Origin of the sequence: Chitinophaga sp. sic0106 (assembly GCF_019219075.1) — a bacterium.
Classification (GTDB): domain Bacteria; phylum Bacteroidota; class Bacteroidia; order Chitinophagales; family Chitinophagaceae; genus Chitinophaga.
The window spans coordinates 222,591-239,427 of record NZ_JAHUWJ010000008.1 but is presented as its reverse complement, the minus strand read 5'-3'; the positions used below and the strand labels follow the sequence as shown (position 1 = coordinate 239,427).

14 protein-coding genes, 1 other RNA gene and 1 pseudogene are annotated in these 16,837 nt (G+C 45.8%); 11 read left to right on the top strand and 5 right to left on the bottom strand.

The window, feature by feature from the left end:
- Positions 1 to 172: 172 nt before the first annotated feature.
- The 4 genes and pseudogenes from KW844_RS14490 to KW844_RS29425 all read left to right on the top strand — a co-directional run.
- Positions 173 to 511 carry a DUF551 domain-containing protein gene (locus KW844_RS14490; protein ID WP_218377498.1) on the top strand — a complete coding sequence of 113 codons (339 nt, stop codon included), beginning with the start codon at positions 173 to 175 and terminating at the stop codon, positions 509 to 511.
- 770 nt (positions 512 to 1,281) lie between these two features.
- Positions 1,282 to 1,641 carry an HNH endonuclease gene (locus tag KW844_RS29430; RefSeq protein ID WP_218377497.1) on the top strand — a complete coding sequence of 120 codons (360 nt, stop codon included), beginning with the start codon at positions 1,282 to 1,284 and terminating at the stop codon, positions 1,639 to 1,641.
- The gene (locus KW844_RS14480; protein ID WP_218377496.1) at positions 1,638 to 2,066 is read left to right on the top strand and encodes a hypothetical protein; all 429 of its coding nucleotides are present in this window, start codon (positions 1,638 to 1,640) and stop codon (positions 2,064 to 2,066) included. Before KW844_RS29430 ends, KW844_RS14480 begins: the two co-directional genes overlap by 4 nt.
- Positions 2,067 to 2,190: 124 nt before the next feature.
- Positions 2,191 to 2,979: pseudogene (locus KW844_RS29425) on the top strand (recombinase family protein); the annotation flags it as partial.
- A gap of 703 nt (positions 2,980 to 3,682) precedes the next feature.
- On the opposite strand, the gene ssrA reads toward KW844_RS29425, so the two are convergent.
- From ssrA to KW844_RS14455, 4 genes are all read right to left on the bottom strand, one after another.
- Positions 3,683 to 4,056: a transfer-messenger RNA gene (gene ssrA / locus KW844_RS14470) on the bottom strand.
- A gap of 227 nt (positions 4,057 to 4,283) precedes the next feature.
- Positions 4,284 to 5,624: an RIP metalloprotease RseP gene (gene rseP, locus KW844_RS14465; RefSeq protein ID WP_218377495.1), complete on the bottom strand. Its 1,341-nt coding sequence runs from the start codon at positions 5,622 to 5,624 to the stop codon at positions 4,284 to 4,286.
- 88 nt (positions 5,625 to 5,712) lie between these two features.
- The gene (locus KW844_RS14460) at positions 5,713 to 6,879 is read right to left on the bottom strand and encodes a 1-deoxy-D-xylulose-5-phosphate reductoisomerase (protein WP_218377494.1); all 1,167 of its coding nucleotides are present in this window, start codon (positions 6,877 to 6,879) and stop codon (positions 5,713 to 5,715) included.
- Between the two features lie 94 nt (positions 6,880 to 6,973).
- Positions 6,974 to 8,470 (bottom strand): GH3 auxin-responsive promoter family protein, encoded by a 1,497-nt coding sequence (locus KW844_RS14455; RefSeq protein ID WP_218377493.1) that lies wholly within the window; start codon positions 8,468 to 8,470, stop codon positions 6,974 to 6,976.
- Between the two features lie 283 nt (positions 8,471 to 8,753).
- On the opposite strand from KW844_RS14455, the gene rplU reads away from it, so the two are divergent.
- The 7 genes from rplU to KW844_RS14420 all read left to right on the top strand — a co-directional run bounded on the left by rplU (position 8,754) and on the right by KW844_RS14420 (position 13,781).
- The gene (gene rplU, locus KW844_RS14450) at positions 8,754 to 9,056 is read left to right on the top strand and encodes a 50S ribosomal protein L21 (RefSeq protein WP_073076831.1); all 303 of its coding nucleotides are present in this window, start codon (positions 8,754 to 8,756) and stop codon (positions 9,054 to 9,056) included.
- 55 nt (positions 9,057 to 9,111) lie between these two features.
- Positions 9,112 to 9,390: a 50S ribosomal protein L27 gene (rpmA, locus tag KW844_RS14445; protein ID WP_073076832.1), complete on the top strand. Its 279-nt coding sequence runs from the start codon at positions 9,112 to 9,114 to the stop codon at positions 9,388 to 9,390.
- 64 nt (positions 9,391 to 9,454) lie between these two features.
- A complete protein-coding gene (locus KW844_RS14440; RefSeq protein ID WP_218377492.1) occupies positions 9,455 to 9,901 on the top strand; it encodes a histone H1-like repetitive region-containing protein in 447 nt (148 codons plus the stop codon).
- 284 nt (positions 9,902 to 10,185) lie between these two features.
- Positions 10,186 to 11,874, top strand: coding sequence for a helix-hairpin-helix domain-containing protein (locus KW844_RS14435; RefSeq protein ID WP_218377491.1), 1,689 nt, complete (start codon positions 10,186 to 10,188; stop codon positions 11,872 to 11,874).
- Positions 11,871 to 12,587, top strand: coding sequence for a PrsW family intramembrane metalloprotease (locus KW844_RS14430; RefSeq protein WP_218377490.1), 717 nt, complete (start codon positions 11,871 to 11,873; stop codon positions 12,585 to 12,587). The genes KW844_RS14435 and KW844_RS14430 overlap by 4 nt, the downstream gene beginning before the upstream one ends.
- A gap of 59 nt (positions 12,588 to 12,646) precedes the next feature.
- Positions 12,647 to 13,282 (top strand): DsbA family protein, encoded by a 636-nt coding sequence (locus KW844_RS14425; RefSeq protein WP_218377489.1) that lies wholly within the window; start codon positions 12,647 to 12,649, stop codon positions 13,280 to 13,282.
- 1 nt (position 13,283) lies between these two features.
- On the top strand, positions 13,284 to 13,781 hold the full coding sequence (locus KW844_RS14420) for a GNAT family N-acetyltransferase (RefSeq protein WP_218377488.1): 498 nt from the start codon (positions 13,284 to 13,286) through the stop codon (positions 13,779 to 13,781).
- A 569-nt stretch (positions 13,782 to 14,350) separates the two neighbouring features.
- Here the strand turns inward: KW844_RS14420 and KW844_RS14415 are convergent.
- On the bottom strand, positions 14,351 to 16,837 hold the full coding sequence (locus tag KW844_RS14415) for a Calx-beta domain-containing protein (protein WP_218377487.1): 2,487 nt from the start codon (positions 16,835 to 16,837) through the stop codon (positions 14,351 to 14,353).

The following is a 16,837-nucleotide window of genomic DNA, read 5'->3' as shown; positions in this document are numbered from 1 at the left end:
TGAGGTGGCTATGCCTAACCTCCACACTATTTTCCGATAAAATTATTTGAATGCGGTCGTTGTTTTCTAAATGTATGGTTACATGCTTCCTCCCGTGTTCAATGGATTTGATTTTCATGGATGATAATTTCTCACAATTTAACTGAACCGCTGGTTCAGTTAAAAAATAAAAATGACTTACGCAGAGAAAATTAAACAAGCTGCCGCCGAACTCGCCGCAGGTTATCGTATAGGCTCAACCGTTGAGAGGGCATTCATTGAAGGTGTAGAGTGGGCACAGGCAAATCCAAACTGGATACCAGTCAGCGAGCAACTGCCTGAACCTGGACAACGGGTATTATTCGTGGTAGATGTACTACGCTCGGACTATCACGGCCAGGTGTTCGGAGGAAGATACACAGGGTCTGCCGATTTCCCGAACAGCTTCGGTGTTCCTGGTATTGGCTGGGAGGCCTCCTTCTGGATGCCGGCACCCGAACCACCCGCACAGGAGGGCGGAAATAGTGAATAATCACGAGAAAAAAATTCATTCTTTCCTTGATAGATGTTTTGGATGTTATGGAAGCATTTTTTATGATGTCAAAGAGAGCAGCGATCGACAAGATTGGACACTAGATGGATACACCGCATTTGACATCAACTTTTGGGGAAAACACGGTTCAAAGGAGACACAGAAAATAAGCTGCGTGTTGCAGACCAATGGGAAAATTGTGATGCTGTTGAGCGGAGAATGCTTCCAGCCATGCAATCAGCAATACTTATTTGTATATCTGTTCATTGAATCATTATTTACTTACGCGGTAAAAAATAAACATGACACCTAAAGAGAAAGCGCAGGAGCTACTTTCAAGATGGCGTAATTATGATACTTCTTATGCGGTAATGTTAGCATTATGGTGCGTAGACGAGATTATCAAGGCAGAACCATCTAAACTCGTCAAGTGTCGTAAATACGCACACAGAGTGCCCACTTGTGATTACTGGAAAGAGGTAAAAGAAGAACTAAACAAATTGTAAACCCCTGCCGGATAGGGTACTGGTAAATACCGGTGGCGACATTATACCGGTTGTAATATTTGAATTTCACTACCTGCCCAACCTATGGTTGACCAAAGATCAATATCATGAGTATGGCGGCTATATAGGGGTTGTGAAAATGTTCAATCTGTCGATTAAAGGACTGAAGAAAGTTCACCATCTTCTTAAAAAATCATCAAAATTCCCTACCACAGAGTGGCAGGGATAATTTTAAACCTCCCTGGATAGGTTACCAGGCAGACAATGGGCAAAATCAACCGTCAGGCAATATTTGAAAAATACGATGGCCATTGCGCCTATTGTGGCAGAGAGATGGTCATAGCAGACATGCAGGTAGACCACATCCGACCGAAATGTATAGGCGGTAATGACGCAGAGGCGAATCTTAATCCGTCCTGTAGGAAGTGTAATCACTACAAACGAGCAACTACCCTGGAAGGATTCAGGTTTACCATGCGAGGCCTTCACCATAGAATTTCGAAAATTTACATTCACCAGGTGGCAGTAAATTTTGGAATGGCGACGTTAGCCCCATTTGATGGAAAATTCTATTTCGAAAAAATATCACCCGCGCCGGCTCCGGTAACCGGTACAGAACAATGAAAAAACTACTCCTACTCCTCACGCTGGCCATCAGTACACTGACCAGCGCCCAGGACCTGAATTTTGCCGATACGCATAAGGACGCCGGTGAACGAGCAACAGCATTGCTCGACTCCTTAATCGGTCCGCGGGATACCTGGCGATGTATTGGCAGCCGGTGCGATCCGAAACTATTCAGCAACTACAACATGGATTTCGTGAAGCTGGGAAAGATCAAGTCTGAGGCAAAAACGCACGATACGTATTTCGTAGTGCCATCTGGTATGGGAAGTGACGGCAGCTTGACCAGGTTCCGGTTTTGGCTTTACCGGGGCACAACTGTCGCCGGGAAATTCCGGAAGGCACCTGTGAAGCGGATATCGGTGCTGTATTCATGGGAGGATGAGCGGTTCAGGTTCTCGACATACAGTATACACACGTATTGATCAACAGTTTGTTAACCCAAGTTTTAAATCAGTTGAGCATGAAAGAAAATAGCAATTTGACTGAAAAAGAAAAGCAATTATTAGATTTGCTGGCCTTAATGTTTGTAAAAAAAATCCTCAAAAGATGAAGAACGGCATTGCATATGTTAGAATTTCCACCAAGGATCAATCCAATTTCAGCATAGATGGGCAGCTGGCCCACATACAGGAGTATTGCGCGCGAAAGGATATCCAGCTGTCGTCTACCTTCTGTGATGAGGGCAGAAGCGCTAAGTCATTTGACCGGCCAGACTGGGTTAAATTGGAAGATTTTGTGAAAAAACACCATAAGTCTATTGACTACCTTGTTGTATGCAAGTATGACCGTTTTTCGCGTAACGCAGCAGAGGGTCTGCGTATGATTGAGTTGCTGGAGAAGAAGTATGGCATAATCGTGCTGAGTGTTTTTGAGCAAATGTTTGTTGATGCAGATTCGCCATTCTTCTTCAAGCAGCGGGCAGACATGCTCGTTACGGCTGAATTTGAATTATACGTAATTAAGGAGCGCATCAAGTTCGGCCAGCACCAGGCCATTAAATCGGGAAGGTTTATCACTCTTGCGCCATTTGGCTATAAGAATGTAAAGGATATTAATGGTAAGCCGAATATCACGCCTATTCAGGAACAGGCTGAAATAGTTCGCCAACTATATAACGCCTGCTACATGGGGGCATCCATTACGGAACTTAACACCATGGCTAAAAAGCTAGGGGTAAAGAGAAGTGGCAACAGTGCCATTAAGCGTATATTAACCTGTCCTACTTATGCGGGTTACCTGGTGCAGCCAGCATATAAAAATGAGCCTGAAAAAGTCATAAAGGGGGTATTTGAACCAATAATTGAAACCTCTATATGGCACCATGTCCAACAGCAGCTATCCGAAAAAAGGGGGAAAGTAGTAGAAAACGAAGACTTCCCACTGAGAGGTATTCTCCTGTGCGATTGCGGCAAACAGTTCTCAGGGGCATTTTCCAAGGGAAAGAATAAATACTACCCGTACTATAAATGCGCCGCTCACAAGGGCTCAAACTTCTCTGCAACCAAAATACACGGCCAGTTCGATGAAATGCTGAAACTGTTCTCGGTGCCTGAGCCATATATTGACTACTTGGTCTCGTCTGCCCGCAGGCAATTGAAAATAGGAATGGAAAACCAGGAAACTGAGTTGAGAGATGCGAAAAGAGAATTAAAGAAAACGGCTGAATTGATTTCGAGTCTTGAAGAGAAGTTCCTTGCCAACCAGATCAACCACGATACATATAACCGGTGGTCAATGAAGTACAGTACAAATAAATTAAGCCTGGAAAGTAAAGTTTCAAGCCTTCAAACAGATAAGTCTGCTCAATTGGCGGATTTTGAAAGATTACTACCTCAGCTGATGAATGTATGGGAGCTGTATCATGGCGCCACACTTGGTGACAAGAAATCATTTGTACGTATGGTGTTCGATAACTCCCTTAGTTATTCAGGAAATTCTTTTCGAACACCTTTTTTGCTCTCCATTTTCTCGCATAATATGTTGAGATTAAATGAGAAAGGCTTGCTGTTTTATAGAGCTAAAACAGCAAGCCTGCAAAGTGTGGAGCTGACGGGAATCGAACCCGTGTCCAAACATATCCTTCAAAAGCTTTCTACATGCTTATTTATGCATTGATTTGTCGGAACTCGGCAGGGGCACAACAAACCAACCTCGTCCTTATCCGTTTAGCTTCAATGCTCACTCACAGAAACCATGAGCACCTATCCCTATGGGTTTGATGATTCAGCGGCGGGAGTCGCATAAGGCGACAACTCCGGGCGGCTATAATGGGTGTCTAATCGCTGATTAGGCAGCCATGGCGTAGTTAGATTCGCCAATTAAAGTTTGAATATTCAGATTATCGTGCTAATTATCCAACGCACGGCATGCTTACACTCTCAAAGATCTACGCTGTCTAAACCAGGCAGCCCCAGGTTTATTGATCGCAAATATACGACTTTTTTTAAAAGTAATCTAAAAAAGGAAATAAATAGTTGGTTTTCAGGGTTGTCGGTTGGTAAAGTCGAGATGCCCACGGTGTAGCGGATCACCAGGCAGGTTCCCGTCTACCGTAGCATAGCTGGTGCGGTAAGGCCGGGCAACAACAAGGCCGGCACCTCGGGGTGCCGGCCTTGTGACAATAATATCTCTATAAAAACTTATTTTCCGAATATTCCTCTCCAGATATCCAGTCCGTTGGCGAACAGCAGTAATCCCAGCAGGATTACCATACCCACGATCTGCGCATATTCCAGGAACTTCTCACTCGGCTTACGACCGGTGATAATTTCATACAACAGGAATAATACGTGGCCGCCATCCAGCGCAGGAATTGGCAGGATGTTCATAAATGCCAGGATGATGGACAGGAAAGCAGTCAGCTGCCAGAAGTCCAGCCAGTTCCACTGGTCAGGAAACAGCTTGGCGATGCTGCCAAAACCACCCAGGGACTCCGTTACCTTCACTTCTTTGGAAACAAAGAGTAAACGCAGCTGCAGCACGTAGGAGTTCAGCTTATCCACACCCATTTTTACGCCAGCAGGAATGGACTGGAAGAAATTATATGGAATGGTCACTGCGGTATATGGCAGTACGTTCAGTTTGCCGGTAGTATCCAGCACCGGATGCAGTGTTACCGTGTCGGCGCCTCTCAGCACCTGCAGATCAATCGTTTTGCTTTTCTGATTTTTCATTTCAGCCAGAAACGACTTCACGTCAGGGGTGGCCACACCGTTTACGGCCAGCATGCGGTCCGCAGGCTTCAGGCCGGCTTTGGCACCTGCACCATCTTCGAGGATATGACGCGCAACATAAGGCACTGTATCAGGCATATATGGCGCAATGAAGGAGCCACCGCCTTTCATGATGCCCATTACGCGACGAATAAATCCATCCGGAACAGTCACGTTTACAGGCTGGCCATTTCTATCTACCTGGATAGTTTTGCTACCATGGAGGATCATATATACCGGAATTTTTTCAAATTCCTTTACTTCCTTGTTATCGATGGAAACGATTTTATCGCCGTCCTGCAATCCGATGCTCTTACCCAGTGAATCCACCTGGATACCATATGGCAGTTCTTTCACCGGCATATAGGTGTAACCGTTAGACCACAGGATCATGGCATAGATGAAGAAGGCGAGGAGGATATTAACAGTAACCCCACCAATCATGATGATTAGTCGCTGCCAGGCCGGTTTAGCCCGGAACTCCCATGATTGCGGTGGTTTGGCCATCTGCTCCTTATCCATGCTTTCGTCGATCATGCCGGATATCTTCACATAACCTCCCAGCGGAAGCCAGCCGATACCATATTCGGTTTCGCCTTTTTTGATTTTAAAGAGAGAAAACCAGGGGTCGAAGAACAGGTAGAATTTTTCTACGCGTGTTTTGAACAACTTGGCAGGGATAAAGTGGCCTAACTCATGCAGTACCACCAGTATAGAGAGCGACAGTATAAGCTGTCCGCCCTTCACCAATATTAGCTCTAATGTCATTTAATTAATTTCAGCTTTTATTCTGCCTGTTAAGATATCCGATTTACCAGATATAATGGCAAAATGTGTTGTTAATTTTTGGATGCGGTTAGATTACAATAGAATTTATTAAAGAAGCCGCATGCTCCCTGGCAGCGTGATCACATTCGTAATAATCGTGCAGGGTTGGCTTTTCTACAAATGGTATTTTCGCCATGGTTTCTTCAATCACTTCTGTCATTTGGAGGAATCCGATCCTGTTTTTCAGGAAGGCGTTCACTACTTCTTCATTGGCCGCATTCATGACGCAGGCAGCGTTTCCGCCCTTGTACATGGCCTCCATGGCGATGGCAAGGTTACGGAAAGTTTTGGTATCCGGCTGTTCAAATGTGAGGGACGGATAATTCCTGAAGTTAAACCGCGGGAAGTCGTTTTGCAGGCGATCCGGGAACCCCAGGGCATACTGGATCGGCAGTTTCATATCCGGCAGGCCCATCTGCGCTTTGAGGGAGCCATCTACAAACTGCACCATAGAGTGGATGATCGATTGCGGATGGATGACTACTTCAATATCTTCCGGTTTCAGACCAAACAACCACCTGGCCTCGATCATTTCCAGCCCTTTATTCATGAGGGTGGCAGAGTCGATGGTGATTTTGGCGCCCATGCTCCAGTTAGGGTGCTGCAGCGCGTGGTCCTTTTTTACATTGATGAGGAAGTTCGGTTTTTTACCCAGGAAAGGCCCACCGGAAGCGGTGAGGATCACTTTTTCCAGTTTTGACATGGGTTCTCCGAGGAGGCATTGGAAAATGGCGGAGTGCTCAGAATCTACCGGGATGATAGGTACATTCTTGCGGGCTGCTGCTGCCATCACGATATCCCCTGCACATACGAGTGTTTCCTTATTGGCCAGGGCCACCGGGATGCCCTGTTCAATGGCTGCCATGGTAGGTGCCAGACCGGCAAATCCCATAATGGCTGCCAGCATCATATCGATGGAGCTCCAGGAGGCTACTTCCACCATTGATTTAGCGCCGGCAAATACTTTTATGCCTTTGTCGAATAATACATCTTTTACCTGCTTGTATTTCTCTTCGTTGCCGATGACTACAGCGTTAGGTTTAAATTTAAGTGCCTGTTCAATGAGCAGGTCAGCATTATTTTGTGCGGTCAGTACCTCCACACAAAATCTTTCGGGATGTGCCGCTATCACATCCAGTGCCTGAATGCCAATAGATCCTGTGGACCCGAAGATGGCAATTTTACGTTTGTTCATTACGGTTGTTTACGTTTTACAGGTTACAAAAAATGAATGAACAGCTGCAGGATACGCTCCTGCAGCTGTTAAAAAAATTCCTTATGGGATACTATCATTGTAAATAATGGGCCAGTTCGTCTGCCAGTTTCCGGTCGTTACTCAGTCGTGGAACTTTGTTTTGTCCTCCCAGCTTACCTACTGATTTCATGTAGTCAATAAAGCCCTGGCGGCGTACAGCCCTGATTTTCAGCGGTTGAAGGATATTTCCGGACAAGAGGTCATCGTAGTAGATATTTTTTGCACGCATGTTCTCATCTACCTTTCTGGCAAATGCCTCGAGGTTAGCCGGCATGTTTTCAAACTCTACAAACCACTCATGATACGGCAATTCCCCGTTGGTTTGGACCATTGGCGCTACTGTGAACTCGGTGATATGCAGGTTTTCTTCCTGCGCGGCCTTCATCAGACTAAACTCCACCTCTTCCCCGATCACATGTTCTCCAAACGCGGAAATGAAGTGTTTAATGCGGCCTGTCACCAGAATTTTATATGGATTGGTGGAAATAAACTTGATGGTATCACCAATGTTATATCCCCACAAACCAGCATTATTGTTAATAATGAGGGCGTAATTTACGCCAACCTGCACATCTTTGAGCGACAACCGGGTAGGATTTTCATTAAAAATCTCTCCTGCCGGGATGAACTCATAATAGATGCCGGAGTTGGTATTGAGCAGCAGCCCTTCCTGTTCCTGCGAATCCTGGAAGGCAAAGAAGCCTTCGGAGGCAGGAAACGTTTCGATGGTATGGATAGGCGCTCCGATGGAGGCCATGAGTTTAGCACGGTAAGGCTCAAAGTTAACCCCGCCATACACCATTACATCAAAGTTTTTAAAGATTTCACGGATGCGTTTGCCGTTGGTACGCTCCATGAGGCGGTCGAAATACATTTGTACCCAAGGTGGTATGCCGCTGATGAGGGTCATATCCTGGTTGATGGTTTCTTCCACTATTTTGTCCAGCTTGGTTTCCCAGTCTTCAATGCAATTAGTTTCATAAGACGGGAGCTGATTGGTACGCAGGTAGCGCGGAATGTGGTGATTTACAATCCCGGAAAGCCTTCCGGTAGGGATGCCTCCTACTCTTTCCAGCTCCGGGGAGCCTGAGAGGAAGATCATTTTACCGTCAGCAAAGCTACTGTTTCCGGTTTCGCCCATATAGTTCAGCAGCGCATTGCGGGCTGTATCGATATGGTTGGAGATAGAATCCTTTGAGATGGGGATATATTTGACCCCGCTGGTAGTACCGGAGGTTTTGGCGAGGTAAATCGGCTGTCCTTTCCAGAGAACGTTTTGTTTACCCTGCTTGATTCTTTCTATATAAGGTTTATACTGCTCGTAGTCGCGGATAGGGACTGCCTGTTTAAAGGCATCATAATTATTAACAGCCTCCATTTTATGCTCCGCACCGAATTCCGTTTTCCGTCCTGTTTTGATCAGCTCCTCCAGGATATGCTCCTGGTCTTCTACCGCCCTGAACATTTCCTTCTTTATCTTGCTATGGACGATAGAAGCAAATGGTTTGGCCAGCAGTGATTTAAACTTCATGCCACTTTATTTTATGATTGAAAGATTGGACATCTATTATATTATAGTGTAAACGACAAATGTATATAAAAATGCGTTGCTTTTTGCAGTAAAAAAGATGTTTTAAAGAATGGTAAAAAATTGTTAAAAAAAACTAAAATTCAGGAAAGTACGTATCTTTGAAAAGATTAAGTTTTATCGGGTTGAATACATTATTTTACGCATGCGAATTAAAAAAAGCAGGAAAACTTTGTCAATTCGATAAACAAGTGTTACTTTTGCGGAAATTATATTTTGGATAATTATGTTTGCAGTTGTAAAAATCGCAGGTCAGCAATTTAAAGTACAAAAAGACCAGGAAATTTTTGTACAGCAGTTACAAGGAAATATCGGAGATAAAGTGGAGTTTTCTGATGTACTGTTGACAGATAACGCTGGTACGCTGGCTGTAGGTACTGATGTAAAATCAGTAGTAAAAGCAGAAATCTTAGGATTTGTTCAGGGTGATAAGGTCATCGCTTTCAAAATGAAGAGAAGAAAAGGCTTCAGAAAGAAAGTTGGTCACCGTACCCACTTTACTAAGATCAGAATCAATGAAATAGCTTAATTTGTACGTTAAGCTTAACTTATTTTTAGACAAAGTTTTTTAAAGTTATTATACAATGGCACATAAAAAAGGTGAAGGTAGTGTAAAGAACGGCCGTGACTCCCAAAGCAAAAGGCTGGGCGTTAAAATATTCGGTGGTCAACCTGCCATTTCTGGTAACATCATCGTTCGCCAGAGAGGTACTGTTTACCATCCAGGTTCAAATGTAGGCATTGGTAAAGATTTTACCATTTTCGCAGTAGCAGACGGTGTTGTGGAATTCAGAAAAGGTCGCGAAAACAAAACCTACGTTTCTGTTAAAGCATTTGACACCACTGCTCAGGCTGAAGCCTAATCAGTGTTTGCCATAAAGTTTTTTTATACCCAATTATTTTTTACTAACCCAAATTCAAAAAACAATGGCAACAATTAAAAAAGCGGCTAAAAAAGCTGCGCCTAAAAAAGCTGCTGCTAAGAAAGCCGCTCCTAAAAAAGCTGCTGCTAAGAAAGCTGCTCCTAAAAAAGCTGCTGCTAAGAAAGCTGCGCCTAAAAAAGCTGCTGCTAAGAAAGCCGCTCCTAAAAAAGCTGCTGCTAAGAAAGCTGCTCCTAAAAAAGCTGCTGCTAAGAAAGCTGCTCCTAAAAAAGCTGCTGCTAAGAAAGCTGCTCCTAAAAAAGCCGCTGCTAAGAAAGCTGCTCCTAAAAAGAAAGCTGCTGCTAAGAAAGCTGCTCCTAAAAAAGCCGCTGCTAAGAAAGCTGCTCCTAAAAAAGCTGCTGCTAAGAAAGCTGCTCCTAAAAAGAAAGCTGCTGCTAAGAAAAAGGCAGCTGCTCCTGCACCAGTTGCAGCTCCAGCAAATCCAGCTAACTAAGACCGGATTTACAAAATGTAGTTATAAGGGTTCTGATGTTCTTCATCAGAACCTTTTTCTTTTGTACCTGGTTAAGTACACTATGGACTATTTCTCTGTGGGATTACCTCCCATAGTCGGTGGGAGGTAATCCCACGGAGAAATAATACCGAAGACTTCCTTCGCTAAAAACCCATTGGAAACAAAATGCAGGCCTTTACTGCTTACGCTCCCTATGCGCTCTCCGTGAAAAAAACCTCCCTCCAAATCTGCCGAAGGCCGACAAGAAACCGTAATTTTATTCCATGGACAATTACGCAATAGCCGATAACTTCGCCCTGCTATCCAAATTGATGGATATACATGGCGAAAACAGTTTCAAAGCAAAATCATTTGCCTCCGCAGCATTTACTATAGAAAAATTACCCGTACAACTCAAGGATACCCCCCAGGATCAGATATTCAAGATCAAAGGCATCGGTGAATCCACCGGAAAAGCCATCCTCGAAATGCTGGAAAAACAACAGTTCGCCCTCCTGGAACATTATATCCAGGTGACGCCCCCCGGCATCCTCGAAATCATGAAAATCAAAGGACTGGGACCAAAAAAAATTGCCACCATCTGGAAAGAGCTGGAAGTGGAATCCATGGGTGAACTCCTCTACGCCTGCAACGAAAACCGACTCCTCCTGCTCAAAGGATTCGGCCAGAAAACACAGGAAAGCGTAAAGCAGAATATAGAATTCTATCTCTCCAATAAACACCGCTTCCTCTACGCAGAAGTGGAAAAAATAGGGAAAGACCTCGAAAAGCAACTGCAGACACTGTTTGCACCAGCACCGGTAAGTGTCACCGGCGCCTTCCGCAGAAATGCCGTTATCATCGATGAAATTGAAGTGCTCATTGCCGCTTCCACCAGCAATATCCAGGAACAATTGTCGCTGCTCCCCGGCTTTCACCTCGAAGCCAGCAACGATACCCACCTGGTATGGACCAACGAAGAAAAAGTAAAAGTGATCACGCACTCCTGCATGCAGGCAGCGTTTTATTCCCAGTTGTTTCTTACCACCGGGTCCACCGCCTTTATTGATAAATTCAATGCCGGCGGCGGCCATACCGCCATCGCAGGCGCTGCCAGCGAAGAAGAAATCTTCAGCAAAGCGGATATGGACTACATCCTCCCCTGCTTACGGGAAGGCATAAACGAAATTGAGCTGGCCCGCAACCGGCAACTGCCCACCCTCATCCAGCCGGAAGACATCAAAGGGATCATCCACTCCCACAGCCAGTGGAGTGACGGTGTGAACACCCTCGAAGAAATGGCCGTAGCCGCCAGAAAGCAAGGATTTGAATACCTGGTGATCAGCGACCACTCCCGCTCCGCCTTCTACGCTAACGGCCTGCATGTGGAACGTGTGCTCGCTCAGCAGTCGCAGGTAGATGAACTCAACGCTAAAATGGCCCCCTTCAGGATCTTCAAAAGTATTGAAGCAGATATCCTCAATGATGGTAGTCTCGATTATCCGGATGATATCCTCGCCACGTTCGACCTGGTGATCGCTTCTGTGCACTCCACGCTGAAGATGACAGAGGAAAAAGCTATGGCGCGACTCCTGAAAGCCATTGAAAATCCGTATACGACCATCCTCGGGCATATGACCGGCCGACTCCTCCTGAGCCGCAACGGATACCCCGTAGATCATAAAAAAATTATTGATGCCTGCGCCGCCAACCAGGTAGTGATTGAGTTAAACGCGCACCCACGCCGGCTCGATATCGACTGGACCTGGCTGCACTATGCGATTGAAAAAAATGTGCTGATCTCCATTGATCCGGATGCACACAGTGTGGAAGGATTTCATGATACCTACTACGGCACGCTCGCTGCGCAGAAAGGGGGCATCGTAAAAGCAAACAATCTGAGCAGCTTCCCTGTTGAAATGCTGAACACCTTCCTCTCCGAAAGGAAAAAACAGAAAAATCTGATCTCATGACATTATTGGCCCTGGCCGTAGCACCGGGATTGGCAATCTCCCTGCTTATCTATGCCCTTGATAAATACGACCGTGAGCCCGTGGGCCTGCTCTTAAAAAGTTTCTTGCTGGGAATGGCTTGCATAGTGCTGCCGCTTGCCTTTCAGGCGGGAGCACTGCTGCTCGGCTTCCGCGAAACCGGCGGCGGCCTGCTCAATACCGCCTTTTTCGCCTACGCCGTCGTAGGCTTCTCGGAAGAAACCGCGAAGTTCCTCGTATTATACCTCTACGCCTATCCCAAAAAAGCTTTCAATGAACCCTTTGATGGCATCGTATATGCGGTGATGGTAGGAATGGGTTTTGCGACCCTCGAAAACATCGCATATGTGGGCCAATATGGCTTCGGAACAGGCGTAGCGCGCATGTTCCTGTCTGTGCCGGCACATGCCGCATTTGCGGTGCTAATGGGCTATTACGTAGGCCTCGCCAAGTTTGTTCCACAGAAGAAGAACCACCTGCTCAGAAAAGGCCTGCTGATCGCGATCTTTTTCCATGGTACCTACGACTTCTTCCTGTTTACCGGCAACAACATATTCCTGCTGGGCGCTGCTGTGGTTACGCTGATATTTGCCGTAAGAAACGCTATCAGGGCCATAAAAAAGGACCGGTCGCTCTCCGAAAAGCTGTACGATAATCACTACTTCAGCGAGGAGGATAGCCGGGGCCACAGTTAAGCAGTCATGCCATCTCCCTATAATTAAGTAATTTGACGATTCAACGATAACCAGTTCCCATGAAACTAATATATGTTACCGACGCCCTCTGCGGATGGTGTTACGGTTTTACTCCCGTAGTACAGCAATTGCAGGCAGCTCATCCCGACATGGAAGTAGAAGTGCTTTCCGGCGGTATGATCCTCGGTGCCAACCGCCGCCCATGGTCCGCCATGCAGGCTTATATCCAGGAGGCGCACAAATCCGTGGAAGAAATGACTGGCGTACAATTCGGTGAAGCCTTCCTGCATAAACTGCTGGCTTCCGATGAAAAGATGGACTCGGAAAAACCCGCGGTAGCACTGACGGTGTTTAAACAATATCTCCCTGAAAAAGCACTGGATTTTGTACATGATATACAGGTAGCACTCAACTATAACGGCGAAAGTTTAAATGACGACGAAACTTACCGCCGCCTGGTTGAAAAGTATAGCCTCCCTGCAGAGGAATTCCTGCAAAAAATGAATGACGAGAAAATGCGCTACGAAACACAACAGGAATTCCAGGTAGTACAAAACTGGGGGATCACCGGATTTCCGGCCGCCATCCTGGATGCAGATGAACAACTCTATCTCTGCGCCAGAGGCTTTACCCCGCTTGAACGACTACAACAAACCATCGATAATATTCTCGCAGAAATAAACAGTAAAAAATAACATGCTTCAAGTACGCCTGGCCAACACCAACGATATAGCACTGATACAGTCACTGGCCGATAAAGTATGGCCGCAAACCTATCAGTCCATCCTGAGTCCTGAACAGCTCACCTTCATGATGAAGATGATGTACAGCGATGAGGCCCTCACCCAACAGATGACCGAAAAGCAACACCAGTTCCTGATCATGACAGACGATGATCAGCCGGTGGCTTACGCTTCCTACAGCACTACGGACGAACCCACCGTATATAAACTGCATAAAATTTACCTCGACCCAGCCTGCCAGGGAAAAGGCGCCGGCAAATTTATGATCAATGCCATCGCTGATATGGTGAAAGAAAAAGGTGCTGAAATCCTGGAGCTGGACGTAAACCGCTTCAATAAAGCACTTCATTTCTACGAAAAAGTGGGATTTTCCATCATAAAAGAGAAAAATACAGACATCGGTAACGGCTACCTGATGGAAGATTATGTGCTGCAACGTGCCTTAAAATAAAAAAAGCCCGGTAAGGATATACCAGGCTTATTCCCAAGTTAACCATTAAAAGACACAACTCTTTATTAAGTTTTCTACTCTTGATATAATAATTTGCAATTCAAAAAATGAAGGGTTCATTTTCCTATCGCTGAATTGATAATAATGAGGTAACCACCAACAGACGCTGACCCTTTTCCAGGTCATTAAAATATCTTGTGGGGGTTAGCACTCTGCCCTTATCCACCATCGTTGTTATTGAGATGAATAAAAACATGACAATCTTTTACAGCTGAAAAAAAGAACTTGATTTATTCTAAGGATATAGTATTTACCAGATCGCTTTCATTCATATACGCGAAGCATCATCCCTTTGGATTTTTTAGAGGTAGATATTTTTATAATTTCTTTTTACTAATACGTAAGTGACTATTTTTCATTTTATCGACCTCCTTCAGAGGTCGATAAAATGCCGTTCGTGGACTCATCGTCCCCGAACGGCTGACAGGTAAAATAAAAATCCCGCATAGCAAGCTATGCGGGACAGTAGGTGCTTGAGTGCGTATATCGGTTAATTAATCAAGCCGGGCTTATTTAGCTGTAATTACGGCACCCTTCTCATCGTTATCATCATCGTGGATAACTGCTACAGCCTTATTCAGTTTCAGATCAGGAGCAATGCTGAGCACACCTGCGTTTGCGGCAGCCGTTGCATCACGCAGTTTCACCGCTACCAGCGCATCATTTTCTTTGATACGGTCGTTTACCAAGGCTACCTGTATATCAGTTTCACTGAAGGCGCAGTCGCCGGTGATTTTCACCATGTCGCCGTTCATGATCACGTAATCCTTACCATAGATAGCGGTAGACAGTGAATCTACCCCAAAGAAGATGTTGATATCGCTACCTGTACAGTTGGTTTGTACGGACTGATCGGAAGCTTTCACCAGGATACATTTGAACATGCTCACCGGAGCAGTAGCAGATTCGTTGGCATCGGTGAGTCGAACCAGGGTGATATGCGCTGCCTGATCCTGGATATATTGGGAAGCGGAAATGCTGGTTACATCACCATTGTAGCCTACGATGGCTTCGTTTTCCGCCTTGATTTCGCTCAGCACCAGCACCACAGTTTCGGCCAGTTCGAAGCGGTTATCATCTTTCACTTTTACGTTCAGATTTGCAGTACTCATGGCAGTATCGATTACAAACGGTGCTTTGATGCTGTTCACAAAATCCTGTCCGGGTAAAGCAGTGCCGTTACCGAATTTGTAGGTCAAGCGTACCGGTTTGCTGGTAGCATTGATCAGCGGCGTTCCGTCTCTCTTAAACAAACCGGCAGAAAATACTACATCCGTAGCTGGTTCTCCACCATTATTGCCACCAATAAATTTCACAATAGCCGGTTGGTCCAGGATCGTTACTTCTCCTTTTGATTTGGTGAGATATAGTTCACTCGCATCCATGATTTCTACGTGAAAAGCTTCTTTGCCCTCCAGCAGGTTATCACTTTTTACAGGGATCTGGATTGTTTTGGAGATGATAGCGCCTGCTGCAAACTCAGATGGCACGAAAGAAATCGTTCCTTCGGTGGCATCAAAGTCGCCCGTGCTGGCACCACCTTTATGCGGGATAGTTTTGTAATGCACGTTTACGGGTGTACGAACACCGTTGTTGCGCAGGAAGCCCGACAGGGTGATGGTGAGTGAAGCATTGGACAAACCGTTCAGTGGCTCAGACACCGCGATATCGTTGATAGAAACACCATGGCTGATTTTGATGATACGGTTACCATCTTCATCGCCACCGCCGGCAGCAATAATTTCACCACTAGGGCTCATCAGCAGGGCTGCAAGCGAAGTTTTGGCATCGTATTTACCCAGCTGTTTGTCGAACATCTGTTCGCCATCAGGACTGAATTTAGTGAGGCGGTAGCCATCTTTAGCCACCACACAGATTTCATCATCTTCGGTGAGGAGTAAGTGCTGGAATACGGAGCCGGCATTTTTGTTTACCACTTCCATACCATCCGGCAGCAGTTTCACAATCTTACCGGTGTTGGTGCTGGTATTACCACCAGTAGCCACCACTTTACCATTTTTACCTACTTCCAGGGCATACAGGGCTGCATCTATTTCCTTGTTGAACAGCTCTGTACCGTCAGGACGCAGCTTCACGATGCGGCCTCTTTCTCTTTCTTCTGCGCAGGCGAAGATCTGACCGAGGTCGTTTACACGGATGGCGTTGAACTTACCGTCTACCGTGCTGTATTCTTTATCGAATACCACCTGACCTTCTGCATTCACTTTAGCAATGCGGCTTGCGTTGCCGGTACCATAGGCACCACCGCCCATGGCCAGTACGGAGCCATCGTCCAGGAGCAGCATTTCTTCAAAAATGGCACCTGGCTTACCAAAGTTCAGTTCGTATTGTTTTTCACCTTTACCGTCAACTTTTACGAGGAAAGCTTTACCCTGGCCATCGCCAACGTCGCCACCCACGGCAATGATGTTTTCATCTTCATCGATCAGCACATTATTAAAAACGTTATGTGCGCCAAAACCTTTGTCGAAAATGATTTTGCCATCAGCGCCCATTTTGGTGATACGTGCCTGTGCAGGTTTGCTCCCGTCCACCCCTACAGTGATGTAGTTGCCGTGACGATCGGTGATTACTTTTGTAAAATAGCCACCCTGGCCATTTCCGATGCTTTTATCGAAAATCACCTCACCGGCGGAGTTCAGTTTGGTGATACGCGCGTTACCATATGCGATGGTACCGCCACCCACTGCCACCAGTTCATTTTTAGGCAGCAACAGCATATCCAGGTATGCTACCAGACCGCCTTTATTCAGTTTGGCATTATAAATAAGGTTTCCGGTAGGAGATAACTTGGTAATACAACCGTTATCAGACCCTCCTCCGATAGCAACAATCGAGTTATTGTCAGCGATGGCCAGTTTCTTATACTGGTTTTTCACTGCACTAAAACTCTTGTTGAACACTACTGGCATTTCCTGGGCAATGGCCTGTGAGCCTACCGCCAGAAAAAGCATTAAGGAAGCAATCTTGTTCAT

Excerpts from the sequence above, each read along its gene's own strand:
- rpmA (WP_073076832.1), top strand. The coding sequence starts at position 9,112 with ATGGCACATAAAAAAGGTGAAGGTAGTGTAAAGAACGGCCGTGACTCC.
- KW844_RS29430 (WP_218377497.1), top strand. The coding sequence starts at position 1,282 with ATGGGCAAAATCAACCGTCAGGCAATATTTGAAAAATACGATGGCCAT.
- KW844_RS14425 (WP_218377489.1), top strand. The coding sequence starts at position 12,647 with ATGAAACTAATATATGTTACCGACGCCCTCTGCGGATGGTGTTACGGT.
- rseP (WP_218377495.1), bottom strand. The coding sequence starts at position 5,624 with ATGACATTAGAGCTAATATTGGTGAAGGGCGGACAGCTTATACTGTCG.
- KW844_RS14430 (WP_218377490.1), top strand. The coding sequence starts at position 11,871 with ATGACATTATTGGCCCTGGCCGTAGCACCGGGATTGGCAATCTCCCTG.
- KW844_RS14490 (WP_218377498.1), top strand. The coding sequence starts at position 173 with ATGACTTACGCAGAGAAAATTAAACAAGCTGCCGCCGAACTCGCCGCA.
- KW844_RS14435 (WP_218377491.1), top strand. The coding sequence starts at position 10,186 with ATGGACAATTACGCAATAGCCGATAACTTCGCCCTGCTATCCAAATTG.
- KW844_RS14455 (WP_218377493.1), bottom strand. The coding sequence starts at position 8,470 with ATGAAGTTTAAATCACTGCTGGCCAAACCATTTGCTTCTATCGTCCAT.
- KW844_RS14480 (WP_218377496.1), top strand. The coding sequence starts at position 1,638 with ATGAAAAAACTACTCCTACTCCTCACGCTGGCCATCAGTACACTGACC.
- KW844_RS14420 (WP_218377488.1), top strand. The coding sequence starts at position 13,284 with ATGCTTCAAGTACGCCTGGCCAACACCAACGATATAGCACTGATACAG.
- KW844_RS14460 (WP_218377494.1), bottom strand. The coding sequence starts at position 6,879 with ATGAACAAACGTAAAATTGCCATCTTCGGGTCCACAGGATCTATTGGC.
- KW844_RS14440 (WP_218377492.1), top strand. The coding sequence starts at position 9,455 with ATGGCAACAATTAAAAAAGCGGCTAAAAAAGCTGCGCCTAAAAAAGCT.
- rplU (WP_073076831.1), top strand. The coding sequence starts at position 8,754 with ATGTTTGCAGTTGTAAAAATCGCAGGTCAGCAATTTAAAGTACAAAAA.
- KW844_RS14415 (WP_218377487.1), bottom strand. The coding sequence starts at position 16,837 with ATGAACAAGATTGCTTCCTTAATGCTTTTTCTGGCGGTAGGCTCACAG.